Origin of the sequence: Ruminococcus sp. OM06-36AC (assembly GCF_003438725.1) — a bacterium.
GTDB classification, from domain to species: Bacteria; Bacillota; Clostridia; order Oscillospirales; family Ruminococcaceae; genus Ruminococcus_C; species Ruminococcus_C callidus.
Window position 1 is genome coordinate 123,644 of sequence record NZ_QSTT01000002.1, and the last position, 20,483, is coordinate 144,126.

Consider the following 20,483-nt stretch of genomic DNA (forward strand, 5'->3'; position numbering starts at 1 on the left):
TTATACCACACATTAATATTTTATGCAATATTTAAATGTTACAAAGTACTAGGGAGGTGGAACCCATGAGCAAAATGTTGATCGTAGATGATGAAGAAAAAATTCGTGCCGTAGTGCGGGAGTACGCGGAGTTCGAGGAGTTCGAAGTGACCGAAGCACGGGACGGCATGGAGGCGGTGGCACTCTGTCGGGAAAATGATTATGACATCATTATCATGGACGTGATGATGCCCCGTCTGGACGGCTATTCCGCCTGCAAGGAGATCCGGAAGCAGAAAGATGTTCCCATTATCATGCTGTCCGCCCGCGGCGAGGAATACGACAAGCTGTTCGGTTTTGAAACCGGTATTGACGACTATGTGGTAAAGCCCTTTTCGCCCAGAGAACTCATGGCACGGGTGCGTGCAGTTCTGGCACGGAGCCATGCGGCAAAGCAGGGCGGCGGCGATACCCAGCAGCGGCTGAAATTCGGCGGGCTGGAGATCGACCTTGCCGGACGGGAGGTGTATGTGGACGGCGTGCGTGCGTCCATGACGCCAAAGGAATACGACCTGCTGTTCTATCTGGTGAAAAATAAGGGACTGGCTCTTTCCAGAGATAAGCTGCTGGAAGAAGTCTGGGGATACGATTTCTTCGGGGACGACCGTACTGTGGATACGCATATCAAGATGCTTCGCGGCAATCTTGGACCGTATCGTTCAGATATTGTGACCTTGAGAGGAATGGGATATAAATTTGATCCGGAAAATGACGCATCACCGGCATCATCTCGGTGAACGCAATCTCCGCATCGGCGTAAAGATCTGGCTGTTTTTTATGCTGTTTGTGTGCGTGGTATTTCTGCTGATGTGGCTGTTTCAGATCATCTTTCTGGAATGGTTCTATGAGTCCATGAAGATCCGCGACACAGCAAAACTGGCACAGCAGCTGGTGTCGGACTATGGCAGTGAGGACTTTTCTGACGATGCACAGGAGATCTCGCTGCAAAATGAAATGTGCATTGAACTGCTCAATTCCAACGGCAGGGAAGTGTACTATAACTGTGTGTATAACGGCAAGTGCCTGCTGCACGGCAAGGAAAGCGGAACGCTGTTCTATCTCATCGACCTCCAGAACAGCAGCACCGGCACGATCTGCCGGCGGGTGTCCAATCCGACACTGCAAAATGAAATGCTGGTCTACGGCTGTACTATGTACAGCAAGGACGACGGCAGCGTGCTGGGCTATCTGCTGCTGAATTCACCGCTGGTGCCGGTGGAATCCACCGTGTCCATTCTGAAGCGGCAGACCATGATGATCACCATTATGCTGGTGTTCTTCGGGTTCCTGATCTCGTTCTATGCGGCGAACCACATTGCCACCCCCATTACCCGTATTACCCAGTCCGCCAAGCGGCTGGCACACGGGGATTATGCGGTGAAGTTCGAGGGCGGCGGCTATGCCGAAGTGGACGATCTGGCGGAAACGCTGACCTATGCGGCACATGAGCTTTCCAAGACAGACCAGATGCAGCGGGATCTGATCGCCAACGTTTCCCACGACCTGCGAACGCCCCTGACCATGATGAAAGCCTATGCGGAAATGATTCGTGACCTGTCGGGGAACAATCCGGTGAAGCGGGAACAGCACCTGAACATCATCATCGAGGAAACCGACCGGCTGACGCAGATCGTCAACGATATGCTGGACTTGTCCAAGCTGGAAAGCGGAGCACAGAAGCTGGATTACAGCACGTTTGACATCGCCCAGTGCATGGCGGAGATCGTGCACCGCTATGAGGGCGTGTCGGAGCGTATGGGCTATCAGATCCATCTGACGCTGGACGAGCCCTGCATGGTACGCTGCGACGAGAGCAAGATCGACCGCGTGATCGGAAACCTGATCAATAACGCGATCAATTACACCTCCAAGGAGGACAAACAGGTGTTTGTCACGCAGCGGAATCTGCCCCAGTGCGTGCGAATTGAAGTGCGGGACACCGGCGACGGCATCGAGGAGGACAAGATCAAGCTGATCTTCGATAAGTACTACCGTTCCGAGAACCATAAGCGGGAAGTGGTAGGCACCGGACTGGGCTTGTCTATCGTGAAAGAAATCCTGAAGATGCATAACTATAATTATGGTGTCAACAGTAAGCTGGGCGAGGGCTCTACGTTCTGGTTCGAGATACGGGACATCGTGCCGCCGGAAAAACCGGAGGACGAGGAAATCCCGGATGCGGAGATTCGACAGCTGTAAAAAGAAGAAGCGGACAGTGTAAGTGCTGTCCGCTTTTTGTTTGGGGTATGAAAAATTGAAATGTATGTTTCTTGCTGTAATTTTCTTCTATGCCCTTACCGTTTTCTCATGGGTTTTCACGAAAGCGGCACCGCAAAAAATTTCCCCGAAAGTGAAACCAATTCCGACAGACCGGTGTCTATCTATATGAAACCACACAGAGCATATCTAAGGAAACACTGCAAGAGTGTTTCCCTAAGCATATGCTCTCCGGAAAGGAGGCGGCACGATGCTGCATGCAACAACATGGGAAAGCTGTCCGGCAGAACTGCTTCTGTCGGCGGCGGCTCCGGAGGACACCGGAAAAGATGCACGGCTGCTGGAACAGCTGAAACAACAGAACCGCCGCGGGCTGGAACGGGTGATGAAACGCTATACCGCCTATGTGGGAACAATCCTGCGGAATGTCACCCGCGGACAGACAACACAGGAGGATTTGGAGGAACTCACCGCAGACGTGTTCCTTGCCCTGTGGCACCACGCTCCCGAGATGCGGACGGAACACCTCACCGGCTATCTCGCCAGCATTGCCCGTTCCAAGGGGTACAACTGGCTGCGGAAAAACCGCCCCGAAACCATGCCCATTGATGACGTGGTGATCTCCGACGATACCGATGTTTCGGCACAGGCAGAGCAGGCGGAACTGGCGGGCATTGTACGGGAAATGCTGGCACAGCTGCCGGAACAGGATCGGGAACTGCTGCTGCGGTTCTATTTCTACCGCCAGTCCGTGCGGGAAATTGCCGGCGAAATGCACATGAAAGAATCCACCGTGAAAACCAGAATGTACCGCAGCCGGAAAAAACTGCGGCAGCTGTTCACAGAAAGGGGTTATGGCTATGAGCAAATGGAACTTGTTTGAGATCTTTTCTCACCTGCACGTTACCGGAGAAGACCTGCCGAAAATCCGCCGGACAGCGAGAATTTCCAGGCGGGCTGTCCGCAGCCGCGTGCTGGCATCTCTGGACGAAGAAGCCGCAGCCGGCGTGCCGGCACGAAGTCACGCTCCGCACTGGAAAATGGGACGGATTCCGGCGGTGCTGATCGCGGCGGCAGTACTGGTCAGCGGCAGTGCGATCACCGCGGCAGCGGCAACCGGCGGCTTTTCCCAGCTGATGCAGCTGGTGCTTGGAAAAGACGTTTCGTATCCGTCCACGCTGGAAGATCTGTACACTGTCCCCGAAGTGGAAGTGACGGACACCTGTGACGGCATCGACTGTCAGGTGCTGGGCGTGTTCGGCGATGCGTGCAGCGTCAATGTGGTGCTGGAATTTTCCGGAGTGAATGGGTTCACTCTGCCGGAAAATGTACAGCTTTTCGGGGAATCTCCCTGGATCTTAGGAGACGGCGTCGGCGGCTGGAGAGGCAGCACCGATTATACCTATGATGCCTCCGGCAGCGGTCACCTGTATGTCACCAATCACTATGAGGTCAAGCGGACGGACCCCGATGCAGAGATGCAGTTCACCATGGAAGTGCAGAAGTTTCTGAAGGCTCCAGAGGAAACCAACGATTATCTGCAATGGGCATACACGGATACGTATGACATGTGGGATATTCGGGAATGGCTGGGCTATTCTGTTGCCGATGTCAACACGAGAAAGCCGCTGTCCCAGCAGGATCAGCAGAAGGTTTCGGAGAACTTCGAATTGCTGGACAATATATATGCTACGCAGCATGGTTCGATCGGCACCGGACACTGGGAAAAGGAAGATGAACAGGTCTATCTGCGGAAATCGGACATTCTGACAGAGGGCAGTATCCGCATGACGTTCACGCTGGATTCGCTCAAGACCAAGACTGTGACAGACAAATTCACTTTCACAGACCCCCAGACCGGCGAAGAAACGCCCATGACCATGGAACTTTCTCCGTGGGGCGTGTCCTTTACCTGGAAACCGTCTGATCCCATGCCGCGGGTATTCGGCTATGTGGTGCCGGTGAGCGATAAGGATATTCTGAACGGTTCCTGTTCCGGCTACGTCCGCACACCGGACGGCCTGACCAGGCAGATCAAAAAGAGTCAGGAAGAACTGAGCAATTTGTTCTATCATGTCGGACATGTGCCCTATGTCTATGTCGATCAGGCGTATGCCGAGGGACGCGTGACTTTGTACATGAGTTTTCTGGAACCGGTCGATCCCAGTCAGGTGCAGGAAGTCTATGCAGAGGACGGCACGCTGATGTGGAAGAAGTAAGGCACCTTACGCACAATCTTTGTGCGGTGTTGCTGTAATTCCTGCAATAGAATCGGTAATGGAATCGGCAGATGTTCTCTGCCGGAAAACGCATCTCACGTTTGTGGGGTGCGTTTTTTCGTAAAATGGGGGAACATGGAACGCCGTGTCCGCACCACCCCACCTGCCAAAACACCTACCACTTTCGTCGCAATTGACAAAAACGCAATCTTGTTGTATAATATAACAATCACATTTTCTGCAACTGCGGAATTACAAAGGAGAACTGATATGAGTACATCATCCAAAAAACGAGCGACATTCCACTCGCGGCTGGGCTTTATTCTGGTATCTGCCGGCTGTGCCGTGGGACTGGGCAACGTCTGGAAATTCCCGTACATCTGCGGCGAAAACGGCGGCGGAGCATTTCTGCTCATCTACCTGCTGTGTCTGCTTCTGCTGGGACTGCCCATTGTCATCTGCGAATTTGCCATTGGACGGGGCAGCCGCCGCAGCATTTCACAGGCACTGAACATTCTGGAACAGCCGGGCAGCCGCTGGCACATCACCAAATACGCCGGCATTGCCGGAAATTATCTGCTGATGATGTTCTATACCATGGTTGCCGGCTGGATGCTCTACTACGCGTTCCTGTACGGTTCGGGAAAGATCACCGCCGTTTCCGCCGAAGAAACGTCCGGCTTTTTCTCCCGCATGCTGGACAGTCCGGCACTGATGATCCTGTTCGCCGGTATTGTCATTGTTCTCTGTATCGGCATCTGTGCTCTGGGACTGCAAAACGGCATTGAAAAGATCACCAAAGTCATGATGATGCTGCTCATTGTGCTGATGCTGGTACTGGTGGTGAACTCACTCCGGCTGAAAGGAGCAGGCGAGGGTCTGAAATATTTCCTCGTCCCCAGCTTCTCCCGCCTGAAAGAAAACGGCTACGGTTCTGTGGCATTCGCCGCCATGACGCACGCGTTCTTCACCCTGAGCGTGGGCATCGGTGCAATGGAGATCTTCGGCAGCTATCTGAAAAAAGGTCGGCGTATCGCCGGCGAAGCGATCAACGTGGTAATTCTGGACACCTTCGTTGCCGTTATGGCTGGTCTGATCATCATTCCGGCGTGCTTTGCCTATGGCGTACAGCCGGATGCCGGTCCGTCCCTGCTGTTCATCACCCTGCCGAACGTGTTCCAACACATGGTGGGCGGCCGCATCTGGGGCTGCTGCTTCTTCGTGTTCATGTCCTTTGCCGCTCTCTCCACCGTCATTGCCGTGTTTGAAAACATCATCACCATGACCGTGGAACTGGGCAGCTGGACACGAAAGAAATCGCTGCTGGTGAATCTGGTGCTGATCTTCGTGCTGTCCCTGCCGGCAATTCTGGGCTTCAATCTGCTGTCCGGCTTCCAGCCCTTTGGGGACGGCTCCAGCGTGATGGATCTGGAGGACTTCTTGGTTTCCTATAATATCCTGCCGCTGGGTTCGCTGATCTATGTGCTGTTCTGCGTCCGGAAAAACGGCTGGGGCTGGGAAAAGTTTCTGGCAGAAGTCAACGAGGGTACAGGCACGAAGCTGCCGGCATGGCTGCGGGGGTATATGGCATACGTGGTGCCGACCTTGATTTGCCTGATCTACCTCAAGGGCTATTATGACATGTTCGCCGGAAAGGGTACGGGCGTGCTTCTCGGCTGGATGGCGTTTGCCGTGCTGCTGTTGGCAGTGATTTTCTGGGTGTGCTTCTCTGTGGGCAAAAAGCCTGCGGTAAAAGCGGAGGCAGAAATCGAATAATCCAATACGATAAAAATAAAGGCAATAAAAAAACCGTTTCGCCGCCGGAGAGTTCCGGAAGCGAAACGGTTTTTGTTTTGGTGTAGTGATCGCGTGTAAAGGCGACACCGCATAAAGCCAGCCTGCCGGCTTTGTCAGTGCGGTATTGCCTTAACGGATCGCATCGTACAGCTTTTCATACAGCGTAATGAGAGAACGATTGGTTTCCTCCCGCTGTACGACAACTTCTTCAATCGCGTCGATCTTTGCCTGACAAATCTTCTCATCGGCATTGTTGTCTGCGGGAACCTTTTCCAGTTTCTCCAGAGCCAGCGAAAGATGCTGGGTATCCTGCCGGATCTGCTGCAATTCTGCAAAAATTTCAGCGGCAGTGGGAGCTGTGCGGCTGTTTGTATTTGTATTTTCTGTCATCTGCTGTTCCTCCTGATTCTGCGGCGGACAGTTCAGACAGATCGTATTTGCACTGATGAATCTTGCCCGCCCTTTTTTGACAAGTCCTCTTGCCCGTCTGGGATAGGTGGGAAAATAAGAATTTCCCTGTTCATCTGTTACGGTGATCTGCGGCATTTCAAGGACTCCTTTCTCTGAGGGCAACGCTGAACAGAGCCGGTCTGTCGGCTTTGCACGGCGTTGTCACGGCTGTTTTTTGTGATGGGTGTCGTCCCCGAGGAGTCTTTGTGCGGTATTGCTTTTACTTTTTGCTGTTCTTCGCAGCAGCAGTCTTGGCAGTGGTTGCAGCCGGCTTTGCAGCGGGAACCTTTGCAGTTGCAGCAGCAGTTTTCACTGCCGACTTTACCGGTTCGGTCTTGACAGCCGCAGCAGCCTTGGGAGCTTCAGCCTTGACGGTTTCCTTCTTTGCGGTTGCAGCCGCCGGCTTTTTTGCAGCAGACTTTACCGGTTCCGTCTTTTTTACAGTTGCAGCAGCCTTCGGTGCTTCCGCCTTTTTTGCAGCCGGCTTTGCAGGGGCTTTCTTCGCAGCCGGAGCCTTTGCCTTGGGAGCAGCCTCCTTCTTCGGCTTGGGCAGAGTATCCAGAACGCTGCGGAATGCCACGATCTTTTCCCATTCACCGGCGAGTTCCAGTGCAGCGGTTTCTGCGGTACGCAGAGCGTCCAGCAGGGCAGCGGAATCTGCGGATACCAGTACATCGTGATCCTTATAGTCAAACGGCTCAATGGTCAGCTTGTCGCTGTCTGCGGAAACTACTGCATAGAATGCACCGCAGCCGTCACCGGAAACATCAAACTGTACCGATACGGCGGTGTCGGTGTCCTTGGCACTGGCGTTTTCCAGCAGTGCCTTTGCCTGTGCAAACATTTCATCAAAAGTCATTTTTGTCATTCCTTTCGCGGTTTCCGGCGAGAACTGCCGGAATATTCCTGTGGCAACACGGCACAAGCCTTGTGCGGTGTTGTTCTGTGCTTTTCTATCTATTATAGGCGTATTTTTGGAGAATGTCAAGGAGAATGCAAATAAAACATGAAAAATAAGCAAATATATTGCATAACCGGAAAAAGTGGGATTTCAAATTTGTGCAGTTTCACGAAGAAAAAGGGCTTGACAAGCGGCGGAAAATCGGGTATACTTGTAAAGCAGATGACTTTTACAGGCAGGAGGCGGCTGGGAATGTCCAAGGATTTGCGATTTGCCATGCTGCTGGATTGCTACGGCGAATTTCTGACACCGCATCAGTATCGGCTGACGGAACTGTATTATTGTGCAGACCTGTCCCTCAGCGAGATCGCGGAGATCGTCGGCATCACCCGTCAGGGGGTGCGGGACGGCATCAAGCGTGGCGAACAGATTTTGCAGGAAATGGAAGACAAGCTGCAGTTTGCGGCGAGGTTCAACGCTCTGCGGGAAAACTACAGTGCGATCGCCTCGACGTTACAGTCGATCCAGACACAAACGGCAGACCAGCCGCAGGTGCAGACCGCCTGCCGCGAGGCAATGGAAGCGGTACATCACGGGCTGGAGCTGCTCTGAAAAAACTTGCAGGGGAGGAGATCACATGGCATTTGAGGGACTTTCCGGAAAATTGAATCAGGTGTTCAAAAAGCTGAAATCCCACGGCAAGCTGACTGAAAGTGATGTCAAGGAAGCCATGCGGGAAGTTCGCATGGCTCTGCTGGAAGCGGATGTCAGCTACAAGGTCGTCAAGGATTTTGTCAAAAAGGTTTCCGAACGTGCAGTCGGGGAAGAAGTGCTCAGCAGTCTGACACCGGCACAGCAGGTCATCAAGATCGTCAACGAGGAACTGTGTAATCTCATGGGCAACGAAAACGCCCGGATCCAGTTCCCGTCCAAGCCGCCCTGCGTCATCATGATGTGCGGCTTGCAGGGCTCCGGTAAGACGACTCATTCCGCCAAGCTGGCGAAGATGCTGAAAAAGGAAGGGCATTTTCCGCTGCTGGTGGCATGCGATATTTACCGTCCGGCGGCGATCAACCAGCTGCAGGTGGTGGGCGAGCGTGCCGGTGTCAAGGTCTTTGAAATGGGACAGATCGACCCGCGGATCATTGCCAAAGAGGCACTGCGGTTTGCCAAGGATCACGGCAATGACGTGGTGATCCTGGATACCGCCGGCCGTCTGCACATCGACACCGAGCTCATGGACGAACTGAAGGATCTGAAAGAACTGACCAACCCCAACGAGATCATGCTGGTGGTCGATGCTATGACAGGTCAGGATGCCGTCAACGTGGCAAAGGCATTTGATGATGCACTGGGCATTGACAGCGTGCTGATGTCCAAGCTGGACTCCGACACCCGCGGCGGTGCGGCACTGTCCGTGCTGGCAGTCACCGGTAAGCCCATTAAGTATGTGGGCATGGGCGAAAAGCTGGACGAATTCGAACAGTTCCACCCCCAGCGAATGGCTTCCCGCATTCTGGGCATGGGCGATATGCTGACGCTGATCGAAAAGGCGGAAAACACCATCAGCCAGAAAGATGCCGAGAAAATGGCGAAGAAGCTGGAGGAAAACCGCTTCGACATGGACGACCTGCTGGAACAGCTGCGGCAGATCCAGAAAATGGGCTCTCTGAAATCCATTATCGGCATGCTCCCCGGCGTGGGCAGCAAGCTGAAAGATGCCGACATCGATGACCGGCAGTTTGTCCGCATTGAGGCAATGATCACGTCCATGACCAAAGCGGAACGGGCAAAGCCCTCGATCATCAACCCCTCCCGCAAGCGGCGTATCGCTGCCGGAAGCGGCACCAAGGTGGAAGATGTGAACCGTCTGCTGAAACAGTTCGACCAGATGCAGAAGATGATGAAGCAGCTGGGCGGCAAGGCAGGCAAAGGCGGCAAGATGAACCGCCGTGCCATGAAGCGTCTGGCAAACATGAATCCGGAGCAGCTGCAAAGCCTGCAGGGCGGTATCCCGGGCGTTCCGCCGGGGCTGATGCCGCCGAAGAAATAAGAGATCCCGCAGGAAACTGCTGGAGATAGATTTGACATTTGTCAAGAATAAACACGGAGGTGAATTTCAAATGGCAGTAAAGATCAGACTGAGAAGAATGGGTGCAAAGAAGGCTCCGTTCTATCGTATTGTTGTTGCTGATGAGCGTTATCCGAGAGATGGCCGCTTCATCGAGGAGATCGGTTACTATGATCCGACCAAGGAGCCGACAGTTGTTAATCTGGACGCTGACAAGGCAAAGACTTGGCTGAAGAATGGTGCACAGCCGACCGATACCGTTAAGGTGATCCTGAAGAAGGAAGGCGTTCTCTAAGTTTTACACTTAGGGAAAGTGCCAGTGCGGGGTTGTTCTGCAATGGCAGAACAGGATTGCTCCGCCGGTGAACCGTATCCTGTGTGCTACGGCTGACCAGTGGAGCAATCGCATGTAAGGCAATACCGCACAAAGAGCGTCTGGCGACTTTGTACGCCATCTGCTTGCAAATTTTTGTGCGGTATTGCCGTAACTGTTGTTCACAAGGAGGTATGACACATGCAGGAACTGTTGAAAGTGATCGTTGCCGGTCTGGTGGAAGACCCGACTGCCATTCAGATCACAGAAGATGCACCCAATGAAGAAGGCGTGATCGTTTATCATCTGCACGTTGCACCGGAGGATACCGGACGCGTCATCGGCAAGCAGGGACGCATTGCAAAGGCAATTCGTGTAATCATGCGTTCCGGTGCTGCGAAAAACAATCAGAAGATCGCAGTCGAGATCGATTGAGTTTAGGGCAATACCGCACAAAGAGCGTCTGGCGACTTTGCACGCCATCTGCTTGCAAATTTCTCGTCAGAGCCTGTTTCGTATCTTCCCGCACGCATTTTGCGTGCATATTTTCCGAGATATTTCGGGAAAATACTCGAAAATCCACAAAGGATTTTCTCCGTTTTTCCCTTCATCTCTCAAAAAATCTGACAACGCAATCTGCATACGTCAGGTACGAAACAGACTCTCATATTTCACAAAAATGCTCGTGAATACAGCAGGTATTCACTCCGCTTTTTGTTTCATCTGACGAAAAATTTGACAACGCATCTGTCGCACAATCTTTGTGCGGTATTGCCTTAACACTATGCAGATATGCAGGCGGACAGAAATGTTCGCCTGTTCTTGTATATAAGGAAACACTGAATAAAGCACGCCTGACGGCTTTGCACGCAATCTGCGTGCAGATTTTCCGTCATATTGCCCAGAAATCCCTTGCCAGACGACTGCGTTCGAGGCAGGATTCTGCTCGAGAACAAAGGAGTGTCGCACTAAGATGAATTGCGACCATACAGTCTGCCTGCGGAATTTCTGTGTAATCTGCCGAAAAATCTGACTACGCATCTTACGCACAAGCTTTATTCAGTGTTTCCATAAGGCACTGCGAAGTGCATTTTCTCATGCGTACAGAAAGGACTACCCATGAAACAATACTTGGAAATCGGAAAGATCGTAAACGTCCACGGGCTCCGCGGCGACGTGAAAGTGGTGCCGTGGTGCGATGAGCCGGAATTCCTGTGCGAATTCGACACCCTGTATCTGGGCAAGGCACAGAAGCCGGTGAACGTGACGGCTGCCCGTCTGCAAAAGGGCAACGTATTGCTGCATCTGGAGGGTGTGGACACCGTGGAGGCGGCGGAACAGCTGCGGAATCAGGTGCTCTATATGGACCGCGACGAGGTGGAACTGGAAGAAGGCGTGTACTTCATTCAGGATCTGATCGGGCTGGAGGTGCTGGACGCAGACACCGGCAAAAGCTACGGCAAGCTGTCTGATGTGATGCAGACCGGTGCCAATGATGTGTACGAGATCAAAGACGAAACCGGAAAAACCGTGCTGATCCCTGCGATTCCGGACGTGGTGCAGGAAACTGACCTCGACGGAGGCGTGATGCGGATCCGACCGCTGGAGGGCTTGTTCGATGCAGATTGAGATCGCCACTTTGTTTCCGGAAATGTGCGAGGCGGTGCTGTCGGAGAGCATTATCGGCAGAGCCAGAGCCGCCGGTCATATTTCCGTCCGCTGCTGGAATATTCGGGAGTATACGCTGGACAAGCACCGCCGTGTGGACGATGTGCCCTACGGCGGCGGCAGGGGCATGGTCATGCAGGCAGATCCCATTTACCGCTGCTATGATGCCGTACAGCAGGACATCGGTGCCAAGCCCCACGTGATCTACATGTCCCCCAAGGGCAGGGTGCTGGATCAGCAGCGGGCATTGGAATTGTCCGTGATGCCGCATATTTTTGTACTTTGCGGGCATTATGAAGGTGTAGACCAGCGGATTCTGGACGAGATCGTAGACGAGGAGATTTCTATCGGGGACTATGTGCTCACCGGCGGGGAACTGCCGGCACTGGTGCTGGTGGATACGGTTGCACGAATGGTGCCGGGGGTGCTGCCGGAAAATCTCTGCTTCGAGGACGAAAGCCACTTCGGCGGTCTGCTGGAATATCCCCAGTATACCCGTCCGGCGGTGTGGCATGATCGGGAAGTGCCGCCGGTGCTGCTCACCGGACACCACAAAAACATCGCAGAATGGCGGCAGGTACAGAGTCTGGAGGAAACCAAAACCAAACGCCCTGACCTTTATGCAAGCTATTTGGACAAAAAATAGCAGTTTTCTTTGTGGGATTTGAATAAAATATGCAGGTTCACCAATTTGAAAAAATCAGGATTTGGCATTGTTGTCATGTTTCACAAAGATTGAAAGCAAAAGGGAGAATGGTTCTGTCAACACGTAGAAAATTCCGGAAAAAACGCAAAATATTGCAAAAAGCACGTTGACGTTCTCCGGAAAAAACGGTATAATGATAGCATAGCAGAGATGAGGAGTGCACAAATGGTTCCTATCAGAAGTGGGGATCGCCAAGCGTCTTCAAATCAGAGAAGATACGAAATGTGTTGTTTCGTGCTTCAGTAAGTATGGTGTGTGAACGCACATGCATGATCATAAGGATGGGAGAGTTTATCATGTTTGTAAAAGAAGTTACTGTACAGAATCAGGTTGGTCTGCACGCAAGACCGGCTACATTTTTCATTCAGCGTGCCAACGAGTTCAAGTCCTCGATCTGGATCGAAAAGGAAGAACGCCGTGTAAACGCAAAGAGCCTGCTGGGTATCCTTTCTCTGGGTATCGTTGGCGGTACCGACATCAAGATCATTGCAGATGGTTCTGACGAACAGGTTGCAGTGAACTCTCTGGTAGAACTGGTAGAAAGCGGATTCAGCGACTAATTACCGCAGTGTCTGTGACAAAAGAGAACCTCACGGGGGAAAGGTCCGCCGTGAGGTTTTTTGTTTTCGGGCAGCACCGTGCAAGGTTTGTTAACTGCCGCTTAGCCCGTAACGTACCATGTTCTCGCAGAAGATGCCGTAGCCGCGGGTGGGATCGTCCACAAAGACATGTGTCACGGCTCCCACCAGCTTTCCGTTCTGGAGAATGGGGCTGCCGCTCATGCCCTGCACAATGCCGCCGGTAACTTCCAGCAGTTCCGGATCGGTGATGCAGACCGTCATGTTGCGGGTGCTGTCTGTGCCGCTGTAGTCGATTTCCTCCAGCGTGATGTCATAGGCTTTCGGCGTGTCGCCGGAAACGGTACAGAGGATCTGTGCGGCTCCGGTCTGGATCTCCTGCTTCAGTGCCATGGGAATGGCTTCTTCGGCGGAAGGATTGTGATACAGCGTTCCGAAAACGCCGCAGCGGTTGTTGCACAGAAGTTCCCCCAGTGGGGCATCATCGGAAAAGCTGCCCTGCAGCATGCCGGCACAGCCGGAAACGCCTTTGGTCACCTGTGAAATGGTCACCGCGGCGGCTTCTCCCGAACCAAAGGGCAGAATGTCACCGGTGTCTGCATCGCAGATCGGGTGCCCCAGTCCGCCGAAGCTGCCGGATTCCGGCTCATAAAAAGTAATGGTACCAATGCCGGCACTGCTGTCCCGCACCCAGATGCCGGCTTCATAGCGGTTGTCGGCGGCGGCGTAGGCGGGAGTGAGGGTGACGGTGCAGGATTCACCGCTGCGGGTGAGGGTGACAGTTACTGGTGTGCCGTCGGACTCCGCAATGGCTTCCTGTAGGGACTGGTTGGAGTCGATCGCCGTGCCGTCTACAGATTGGATCAGGTCGCCGGTCTGAATGCCGGCTTCCTGTGCGGGACAACGCTGTCCCGATGCAGTTTCGATTCGTTCCATGCCTACCACCATGGCACCGTCCATTCGCAACTTGATGCCAAAGGGCTCGCCGCAGGGCACCAGCATGGGCGTGTCGATCTCCTGTATTTCGACATCTTTAATGGGAATGATCCCGAAAAGCCGGAGCGAGGTGGTGTCTGCCGCGGACGATGCCGTGACGGCAGCCTGTACGGTATGTGCAGTGGGCACGGCGGCAATGTGCAGAGCCGTGTCTACTTCCAGCCGGCTGCCGGTCTGGACATAATAGCTGTCCGGCAGCTGCCACGCATAGTAGGCGGCTGTGCCGTAAAGCTGTAGCAGCACCGCAGCACCCAGTGCCGCCGTGCATTTGATCCATCGTATCATATTGGAAAAGACCTGCCTTTCTTTCCGAACCGGCATGCCTGCCGTTCGAAGTCTTTTGTTTTAGAGGTGTTTTTTGGTGCGGTGTAACAGCGAAAACCACCGGGATAAGCCTACCCAATAAGCCTCCCCTGAAAGGGGTGACTCCCCACGGGGTGGGGAGATGCCCGCAGGGCAGAGGGGACCGCTCAGTACGAGGGGGACCAGCGAAGCTGGTGGAGGGGTTCTTTTGTAAAATTTTCCCGTGACACAACACCAAAAACAATCCCGCGGGAACGATGTTCGCCCGCAATCTTATCCTATGTAAACCGGCAACGCTTATCAGCGACAATGCAAGGAAAAAATCCTGACATTCCAAAGATTCCAAAAATTTGAAAAATTGAGGTGTACCCCATGCATACCAAACCAACGAAAAACCGACCCATTCCCACTGTCGCCCAGCTGCGGAAACGCCGTGCCCACACTGTCTGCTGCTGGATCCTGCGGGGACTGCTGGTGCTGACGACGATCCTGTTCACGTGGATCACCTGCTGGGGCTGCGGGCTGGGGTGGATCAGCCGTGCCCGTGCCGGCAGCAACTGGCCGATAGAATTCGCCGGCTACGGGCAGATGCTGCTCGTCGGCTCCGGTCTGCTGACACTGGGGACAGTGCTTGTCCTGCTGTGCCGGAAGAACTGGCTCAACTGGGCAGCTGCAGGCAGTGCTACTGCCGGCGTAACGCTGGCGATGCTGGCACTGTACCGCGTGACCGCCTATGCCTCTGAGCATTCGTTCTACAGCCGGCTCATGGAAATGCCTGCCGCGACACTGTACCGGCTCCAGCTGCTGCCGGTGCTGGTGCCCTATGCCTGTGTGGTTGCGTTGGGACTGCTGCAATTCTTCTCCGCAGAAGCTGTCCGGCGGCGGCAGGAGAAAAAACGACAGGATTCGGCAAAGGCTCCGTCGGTGCTTTAAGGAAACACTGAAGGAAACACTGTACAAAGCTTGTGCAGAAGATGCCCTGTTTCTGTTTTTGCAGGTGGGAAAAACTGTCATATTCGCGTGAAGGACATGTGCTTTCGCATGTTTCCCTAAAAAAATTTCTATTTTGACAGATTTCAGTCTTGCAGTTCCCCATAGAATGTGGTAAAATTATAGGGTAGAACAAAAAAACAGGAGGTAACAAAATGGACAACAAAAAAATAAAAGTCCTGATCGGAGATGACAGTGCAGAATATGGCATCACCTGTGCCAATGAACTGCGGTCGCTCGGTCTTTACGTCGTGACGCGGCGAAAAGACGGGAAAGTCATTCTGGACGCGATCCGGAATGACACACCGGACGTGGTTGTGATGGACGCTGTCCTGCCGGGTATGGATGCCATAGAGATCCTTGAGAAATCTCAGACATTCGAAACCGCACCGGCTTTCATCATCACATCTTCTTATGAAAATGCGTTTATCGAGCGTCAGGTCATGGAAAAGGGTGCGGCGTACTTCATGCTGAAGCCTTTCCACATTTCCACTCTGGGCAGCCGCATCACCGATCTGGCTGCCAAGGGCATGCCGAACCCGAAGAACTCTGCCAACCGCAATATGGAGGTAGTGGTGACAGAGATGATTCATCAGCTGGGCGTGCCTGCACACATTAAGGGCTATCACTATCTGCGTGCCGCAATTCTGGCTTCGATCGAGAATCAGGCACTGCTGGAAAGCGTGACAAAGCTGCTCTATCCCACAGTGGCAATGCAGTTCGACACCACGTCTTCCCGCGTGGAACGTGCCATTCGCCACGCGATCGAAATCGCATGGGATCGGGGCGATCTGGATACGATCAACTCGTTCTTCGGCTATACCGTGAACAACTGCAAGGGCAAGCCTACCAATTCTGAATTCATTGCCCTGCTGACAGACAAGCTGCGGCTGCAATACGGCAGAAGCACCGTCCGTCACGCCTAAGGCAATCCCGCACAAAGAGCGTCTGGCGACTTTGTACGCCATCTGCTTGCAAATTTCCCGTCATATTTCACAAAAATGCTCGTGAATACATCAAGTATTCACTCCGCTTTTTGTTTCATCTGACGAAAAATTTGACGACGCATCTGTCGCACAATCTTTGTGCGGTATTGCCCTGAGAGCTCCGCACAGAGCCTGCCCGACGGCTCAATACAGCGGGATTCTGTATATTTTTGTATGTTATCGAAAAAAGTTCAACTTCTTTGTGCATTTTCTTCTTGCAGTCTGCCATATACTATGGTAAAATAAAAAGAGCATGCATTTGTTCCGGCGGGCGGTCTGTCCGCAGACAGCATGTTATTATCTTATGCGAAAGGATCTGATTTTATGACTGACGGAAAAATGTTTTTCAAGAAGATGGACCTGAGTGATCTGCAGTGCAATCCCTTTGATATGATCGGGAAGACATGGTACTTACTGACTTCCGGTACACCGGAGGATTACAACACAATGACGGCTTCCTGGGGGGCAATGGGCGAAATGTGGGGAGCACCCTCGTTCCACTGCGTCGTGAGAACCAACCGTTATACCCTGAACTATCTGGATCAGAATGAGCTGTTCTCGGCAACATTCTTCGATCCGGGCTATAAACCCGCACTTCAGTTCTGCGGCACCCATTCCGGAAAGGACTGCGATAAGGCACAGAGAACCGGATTGCAGCCCGTTCTCCTTGAAGGAACTACCAGCTTTGCACAGGCACGCCGCGTGCTGATCTGCCGGAAACGTTATACGGCAATGTTGCAGCCGGAGGGTTTTCTGGAACCCGAAACTTATGAAAAATGGTACGGCAAAGACCCGATGCACCGGGAATTTGTAGGCGAAGTACTGGCGTATTACGAAAGAATGCACTGATCGTTGGTGCACGCAAAGAGCCTCTGTCATCTGACAGGGGCTTTTTTGGTATCTGTATACCGCTGCCCAAAGTGCATTTTTTTCACGAAAGCACAATAATATGCAAAAATAACTGCATATTATACGTAAACTGTTGCAAAAAGAAAAAAATTCCGTATATTTATGCAAAAACGCTTGACAATGCCGGAAAAAGGTGTATAATAAGAAACAAGAGCATTTGCAGCGGATCAAAAAGGGCGGTACAGATGCGATAAATTATGCTGATGGAGGAGTTTGCATCATGGCAAAGGCAAAAAAGGACATTAAGAAAGTCGTTCTGGCATATTCCGGCGGTCTGGATACTTCGATTATCATTCCGTGGCTGAAAGAAAACTATAACAACTGCGAAGTTATCGCAGTTTCCGCAGACGTAGGACAGGGCACAGAACTGGACGGCCTGGAAGAAAAGGCAGTCAAGACCGGTGCTTCCAAGCTGATCGTACTGGATCTGAAGAAGACTTTCGTAGAAGATTACATTTTCCCCACCGTACAGGCTGGTGCGGTATATGAAAACCGTTATCTGCTGGGTACCTCTTTCGCTCGTCCGATCATCGGTAAGGAACTGGCTCGGATCGCACTGGAAGAAGGTGCAGATGCGATCTGCCACGGTGCAACCGGTAAGGGTAACGATCAGGTTCGTTTCGAACTGGCAATCAAGGCATACGCTCCGGATATGGCGATCATTGCTCCGTGGAGAGAATGGACCATCAAGAGCCGTGACGAAGAAATCGACTATGCAGAGGCTCACAACATTCCGCTGAAGATCAACCGTGAAACCAACTACTCCAAGGATAAGAACCTGTGGCATCTGTCCCACGAAGGTCTGGATCTGGAAGATCCGGCAAACGAGCCGCAGTATGAAAAGGAAGGCTTCCTGGAACTGGGCGTTTCTCCGATCCAGGCTCCGGACAAGCCCACTTATGTGACCATTCACTTTGAAAAGGGTATCCCGACTGCTATCGACGGCAAGGAAATGGGTGCTGTAGAACTGGTAGAAAAGCTGAACGAACTGGGCGGTGCAAACGGCATCGGTCTGGCTGATCTGGTAGAAAACCGTCTGGTCGGCATGAAGTCCAGAGGCGTTTATGAAACTCCGGGCGGCACCATTCTGTACCACGCACACGATGTGCTGGAAACCATTACCCTGGACAAGGAAACTGCAAGAACCAAGCAGTATCTGAGCATCAAGTTCGCTGACATCGTATACAACGGTCAGTGGTACACACCGCTGCGGGAAGCACTGACTGCTTTCGTAAACGAAACCCAGAAGACCGTTACCGGTGATGTCAAGTTGAAGCTGTACAAGGGCAACATCATCAATGCCGGCGTTACTTCTCCGTACACCCTGTACGATGAAGAAGTTGCAACCTTCGATGCAGAAGATGTTTACAACCAGAAGGACGCAGAGGGCTTCATCAACCTGTTCGGTCTGCCGATCCACGTAAAGGCTGTGCTGGATCAGAAGCGGAACAACAAGTAATTTTGAAAAAATCGGGAAACACGGCGGTGATTTCCCTGTATACCGGTTCTCCTGCCGGTGAGGAAGAGGCGGCTGTTTACTGGTCGCCTCTTTTCCGTTTCTTCTATCAATATATAAGAAAACACTGCATAAAGCCCGCCTGACGGCTTTGCACGCAATCTGCTTGCAGATTTTTCGGCAGATTGCACAGAAATCCCTTGCCATACAATCAAGTATGCCTGCGGAATTTCTGTGCAATCTGCCGAAAAATCTGGCTACGCATCTTACGCACAAGCTTTATTCAGTGTTTCCATAATATTACGAAAGGACGTTTCATATATGGCACTTTGGGCAGGAAGATTTTCCAAAGAAATTGACGCAGGCGTAAATGCGTTTAACTCCTCTATCGCATTTGATGCCCGTATGTACCGGCATGACATTCAGGGCAGTATCGCCCATGCCACCATGCTGGGGGACTGCGGCATCATCTCCAAGGAGGACAGCAAGACCATTATTGAGGGGCTGACTGCCATTCTGGCAGATCTGGACAGCGGCAAGCTGGAATTTGATCCCAATGCAGAGGACATTCACATGTTCGTGGAGGCAGAGCTGACCAAGCGTTACGGCGATGTGGGCAAGCGGCTGCACACCTCCCGTTCCAGAAACGATCAGGTGGCACTGGATCTGCGGCTGTATCTGCGGGACGAGATCAAGGAGATCCGCGGACTGGTGGAAAAGCTGTGTGCCGTGCTGGTGAAGCTGGCAGAACAGCACACCGAAACCGTGCTCCCCGGCTATACCCATTTGCAGCGTGCCCAGCCGGTGACTTTTGCACACCACCTGCTGGCATATGTACAGATGCTGCTCCGCGATCTGGGCAGACTGGACGACACAGCAAAGCGTATGAACGAATGCCCGCTGGGCAGCGGTGCACTGGCTGGCACCACATACCACATCGATCGGGAAGAAACGGCGAAGCTGCTGGGCTTTGATGCTCCTATGGCAAACAGTCTGGACGGCGTTTCCGACCGCGACTACTGCATTGAGCTGGCGAATACCCTCTCGATCATCATGATGCATCTGTCCCGCTTCTCTGAGGAGATCATTCTCTGGTGCTCGTGGGAATTCAAGTTCATTGAACTGGACGATGCATTCGCAACCGGTTCGTCGATCATGCCCCAGAAGAAGAATCCGGATATTACCGAACTGATCCGCGGCAAGACCGCCAGAGTGTACGGCGATCTCCAGACCCTGCTGACCATGATGAAAGGTCTGCCGCTGGCGTACAACAAGGACATGCAGGAGGACAAGGAAGCGATTTTCGACGCAGTGGACAACGTAAAGCTGTGTCTGGAAACCTTTACGCCCATGCTGGAAACCATGCGGGTGCTGAAAGACAATATGCGTGCCGCCGCAGCCAAGGGCTTTATCAACGCCACCGACTGTGCGGACTATCTCGTGAAGAAGGGCATGCCGTTCCGCGATGCCTATAAGATTTCAGGCACGCTGGTGGCAGAGTGCATTTCCAGGGGACTGACACTGGAAACCCTGCCGCTGGAGGAATACCAGAAGATGACACCGCTGTTCACCGAGGACGTGTACGATGCCATTAGTCTGGAAACCTGTGTCCGCGGCAGAGTGTCGCAGGGCGGTCCGTCCCCGAAGGCTGTGGCAGAACAGCTGCGGCTGGTCAAGACAAAGCTGGGGCTGGCATGAGAAAGCGGCAGATCAAGTTTATTCTGGCGTTGTGCACTGCCGCGGTAGTGCTCTGGGTCGGCGGAGAGATCCTGCTGGGACTGGTGCTGGATCTGGGACTGACGGTGTCCCGCATCTGGGCAATCGCCATTATCGTGCTGACCTGTGCGTTCAGTCTGTGGAAATGTCCGCGGGAATAGGAGAAAT

Annotated in this window: 21 protein-coding genes; 18 read left to right on the plus strand and 3 right to left on the minus strand. The window is 52.9% G+C overall.

Annotated features, from left to right (window positions below):
* Positions 1-65 precede the first annotated feature (65 nt).
* From DXB92_RS02545 to DXB92_RS02565, 5 genes are all read left to right on the plus strand, one after another.
* Positions 66-776 (plus strand): response regulator transcription factor, encoded by a 711-nt coding sequence (locus tag DXB92_RS02545; RefSeq protein ID WP_021683539.1) that lies wholly within the window; start codon positions 66-68, stop codon positions 774-776.
* On the plus strand, positions 736-2,238 hold the full coding sequence (locus DXB92_RS02550; RefSeq protein WP_242823523.1) for a HAMP domain-containing sensor histidine kinase: 1,503 nt from the start codon (positions 736-738) through the stop codon (positions 2,236-2,238). The genes DXB92_RS02545 and DXB92_RS02550 overlap by 41 nt, the downstream gene beginning before the upstream one ends.
* A gap of 268 nt (positions 2,239-2,506) precedes the next feature.
* Positions 2,507-3,139, plus strand: coding sequence for an RNA polymerase sigma factor (locus DXB92_RS02555; protein WP_117732236.1), 633 nt, complete (start codon positions 2,507-2,509; stop codon positions 3,137-3,139).
* On the plus strand, positions 3,117-4,475 hold the full coding sequence (locus tag DXB92_RS02560) for a hypothetical protein (protein ID WP_117732238.1): 1,359 nt from the start codon (positions 3,117-3,119) through the stop codon (positions 4,473-4,475). The genes DXB92_RS02555 and DXB92_RS02560 overlap by 23 nt, the downstream gene beginning before the upstream one ends.
* A 270-nt stretch (positions 4,476-4,745) precedes the next feature.
* Positions 4,746-6,251, plus strand: coding sequence for a sodium-dependent transporter (locus tag DXB92_RS02565; RefSeq protein WP_117732240.1), 1,506 nt, complete (start codon positions 4,746-4,748; stop codon positions 6,249-6,251).
* Between the two features lie 150 nt (positions 6,252-6,401).
* On the opposite strand, the gene DXB92_RS02570 is transcribed toward DXB92_RS02565, so the two are convergent.
* Both DXB92_RS02570 and DXB92_RS13475 read right to left on the minus strand, forming a co-directional pair.
* On the minus strand, positions 6,402-6,818 hold the full coding sequence (locus DXB92_RS02570; protein ID WP_117732242.1) for a hypothetical protein: 417 nt from the start codon (positions 6,816-6,818) through the stop codon (positions 6,402-6,404).
* 124 nt (positions 6,819-6,942) lie between these two features.
* Positions 6,943-7,581, minus strand: a complete 639-nt coding sequence (locus DXB92_RS13475; protein ID WP_181976868.1) for a hypothetical protein — start codon at positions 7,579-7,581, stop codon at positions 6,943-6,945.
* 294 nt (positions 7,582-7,875) lie between these two features.
* Between DXB92_RS13475 and DXB92_RS02580 the strand changes: the two genes are divergently transcribed.
* The 7 genes from DXB92_RS02580 to DXB92_RS02610 all read left to right on the plus strand — a co-directional run bounded on the left by DXB92_RS02580 (position 7,876) and on the right by DXB92_RS02610 (position 12,941).
* Positions 7,876-8,235 (plus strand): hypothetical protein, encoded by a 360-nt coding sequence (locus tag DXB92_RS02580; protein ID WP_051343882.1) that lies wholly within the window; start codon positions 7,876-7,878, stop codon positions 8,233-8,235.
* 25 nt (positions 8,236-8,260) lie between these two features.
* The gene (gene ffh / locus DXB92_RS02585; protein ID WP_117732244.1) at positions 8,261-9,676 is read left to right on the plus strand and encodes a signal recognition particle protein; all 1,416 of its coding nucleotides are present in this window, start codon (positions 8,261-8,263) and stop codon (positions 9,674-9,676) included.
* Between the two features lie 70 nt (positions 9,677-9,746).
* Entirely contained in the window at positions 9,747-9,989 is a 243-nt protein-coding gene (gene rpsP, locus DXB92_RS02590; RefSeq protein WP_040648310.1) for a 30S ribosomal protein S16, read from the plus strand.
* Between the two features lie 219 nt (positions 9,990-10,208).
* Complete coding sequence (locus DXB92_RS02595; RefSeq protein ID WP_021683525.1) at positions 10,209-10,442, plus strand: KH domain-containing protein; 234 nt, start codon at positions 10,209-10,211, stop codon at positions 10,440-10,442.
* A 684-nt stretch (positions 10,443-11,126) separates the two neighbouring features.
* Positions 11,127-11,636, plus strand: coding sequence for a ribosome maturation factor RimM (gene rimM / locus DXB92_RS02600; protein WP_117732246.1), 510 nt, complete (start codon positions 11,127-11,129; stop codon positions 11,634-11,636).
* Positions 11,626-12,321 (plus strand): tRNA (guanosine(37)-N1)-methyltransferase TrmD, encoded by a 696-nt coding sequence (gene trmD / locus DXB92_RS02605; protein ID WP_117732248.1) that lies wholly within the window; start codon positions 11,626-11,628, stop codon positions 12,319-12,321. The genes rimM and trmD overlap by 11 nt, the downstream gene beginning before the upstream one ends.
* A 356-nt stretch (positions 12,322-12,677) precedes the next feature.
* On the plus strand, positions 12,678-12,941 hold the full coding sequence (locus DXB92_RS02610; protein ID WP_040647915.1) for an HPr family phosphocarrier protein: 264 nt from the start codon (positions 12,678-12,680) through the stop codon (positions 12,939-12,941).
* Positions 12,942-13,031: 90 nt separating this feature from the next.
* Here DXB92_RS02610 and spoIVB read toward each other — a convergent pair whose 3' ends face one another.
* Positions 13,032-14,240: a SpoIVB peptidase gene (gene spoIVB, locus DXB92_RS02615; RefSeq protein WP_181976869.1), complete on the minus strand. Its 1,209-nt coding sequence runs from the start codon at positions 14,238-14,240 to the stop codon at positions 13,032-13,034.
* Positions 14,241-14,630: 390 nt separating this feature from the next.
* Here spoIVB and DXB92_RS02620 point away from each other — a divergent pair, with 390 nt between their 5' ends.
* From DXB92_RS02620 to DXB92_RS02645, 6 genes are all read left to right on the plus strand, one after another.
* Positions 14,631-15,191: a hypothetical protein gene (locus tag DXB92_RS02620; RefSeq protein ID WP_117732252.1), complete on the plus strand. Its 561-nt coding sequence runs from the start codon at positions 14,631-14,633 to the stop codon at positions 15,189-15,191.
* A 212-nt stretch (positions 15,192-15,403) separates the two neighbouring features.
* Positions 15,404-16,174, plus strand: a complete 771-nt coding sequence (gene spo0A / locus DXB92_RS02625; RefSeq protein WP_021682778.1) for a sporulation transcription factor Spo0A — start codon at positions 15,404-15,406, stop codon at positions 16,172-16,174.
* Between the two features lie 384 nt (positions 16,175-16,558).
* Positions 16,559-17,083, plus strand: a complete 525-nt coding sequence (locus tag DXB92_RS02630) for a hypothetical protein (RefSeq protein ID WP_040647918.1) — start codon at positions 16,559-16,561, stop codon at positions 17,081-17,083.
* 280 nt (positions 17,084-17,363) lie between these two features.
* Positions 17,364-18,602: an argininosuccinate synthase gene (locus DXB92_RS02635; RefSeq protein WP_040647919.1), complete on the plus strand. Its 1,239-nt coding sequence runs from the start codon at positions 17,364-17,366 to the stop codon at positions 18,600-18,602.
* Between the two features lie 318 nt (positions 18,603-18,920).
* Entirely contained in the window at positions 18,921-20,297 is a 1,377-nt protein-coding gene (gene argH / locus DXB92_RS02640; protein WP_021682783.1) for an argininosuccinate lyase, read from the plus strand.
* Positions 20,294-20,476, plus strand: coding sequence for a hypothetical protein (locus DXB92_RS02645; RefSeq protein ID WP_021682784.1), 183 nt, complete (start codon positions 20,294-20,296; stop codon positions 20,474-20,476). The genes argH and DXB92_RS02645 overlap by 4 nt, the downstream gene beginning before the upstream one ends.
* Positions 20,477-20,483: the final 7 nt, after the last annotated feature.

Coding starts and splice junctions, on each gene's coding strand:
- DXB92_RS02545 (WP_021683539.1), top strand. CDS start 66: ATGAGCAAAATGTTGATCGTAGATGATGAAGAAAAAATTCGTGCCGTA.
- DXB92_RS02555 (WP_117732236.1), top strand. CDS start 2,507: ATGCTGCATGCAACAACATGGGAAAGCTGTCCGGCAGAACTGCTTCTG.
- DXB92_RS02560 (WP_117732238.1), top strand. CDS start 3,117: ATGAGCAAATGGAACTTGTTTGAGATCTTTTCTCACCTGCACGTTACC.
- DXB92_RS02565 (WP_117732240.1), top strand. CDS start 4,746: ATGAGTACATCATCCAAAAAACGAGCGACATTCCACTCGCGGCTGGGC.
- DXB92_RS02570 (WP_117732242.1), bottom strand. CDS start 6,818: ATGCCGCAGATCACCGTAACAGATGAACAGGGAAATTCTTATTTTCCC.
- DXB92_RS13475 (WP_181976868.1), bottom strand. CDS start 7,581: ATGACTTTTGATGAAATGTTTGCACAGGCAAAGGCACTGCTGGAAAAC.
- DXB92_RS02580 (WP_051343882.1), top strand. CDS start 7,876: ATGTCCAAGGATTTGCGATTTGCCATGCTGCTGGATTGCTACGGCGAA.
- ffh (WP_117732244.1), top strand. CDS start 8,261: ATGGCATTTGAGGGACTTTCCGGAAAATTGAATCAGGTGTTCAAAAAG.
- rpsP (WP_040648310.1), top strand. CDS start 9,747: ATGGCAGTAAAGATCAGACTGAGAAGAATGGGTGCAAAGAAGGCTCCG.
- DXB92_RS02595 (WP_021683525.1), top strand. CDS start 10,209: ATGCAGGAACTGTTGAAAGTGATCGTTGCCGGTCTGGTGGAAGACCCG.
- rimM (WP_117732246.1), top strand. CDS start 11,127: ATGAAACAATACTTGGAAATCGGAAAGATCGTAAACGTCCACGGGCTC.
- trmD (WP_117732248.1), top strand. CDS start 11,626: ATGCAGATTGAGATCGCCACTTTGTTTCCGGAAATGTGCGAGGCGGTG.
- DXB92_RS02610 (WP_040647915.1), top strand. CDS start 12,678: ATGTTTGTAAAAGAAGTTACTGTACAGAATCAGGTTGGTCTGCACGCA.
- spoIVB (WP_181976869.1), bottom strand. CDS start 14,240: ATGATACGATGGATCAAATGCACGGCGGCACTGGGTGCTGCGGTGCTG.
- DXB92_RS02620 (WP_117732252.1), top strand. CDS start 14,631: ATGCATACCAAACCAACGAAAAACCGACCCATTCCCACTGTCGCCCAG.
- spo0A (WP_021682778.1), top strand. CDS start 15,404: ATGGACAACAAAAAAATAAAAGTCCTGATCGGAGATGACAGTGCAGAA.
- DXB92_RS02630 (WP_040647918.1), top strand. CDS start 16,559: ATGACTGACGGAAAAATGTTTTTCAAGAAGATGGACCTGAGTGATCTG.
- DXB92_RS02635 (WP_040647919.1), top strand. CDS start 17,364: ATGGCAAAGGCAAAAAAGGACATTAAGAAAGTCGTTCTGGCATATTCC.
- argH (WP_021682783.1), top strand. CDS start 18,921: ATGGCACTTTGGGCAGGAAGATTTTCCAAAGAAATTGACGCAGGCGTA.
- DXB92_RS02645 (WP_021682784.1), top strand. CDS start 20,294: ATGAGAAAGCGGCAGATCAAGTTTATTCTGGCGTTGTGCACTGCCGCG.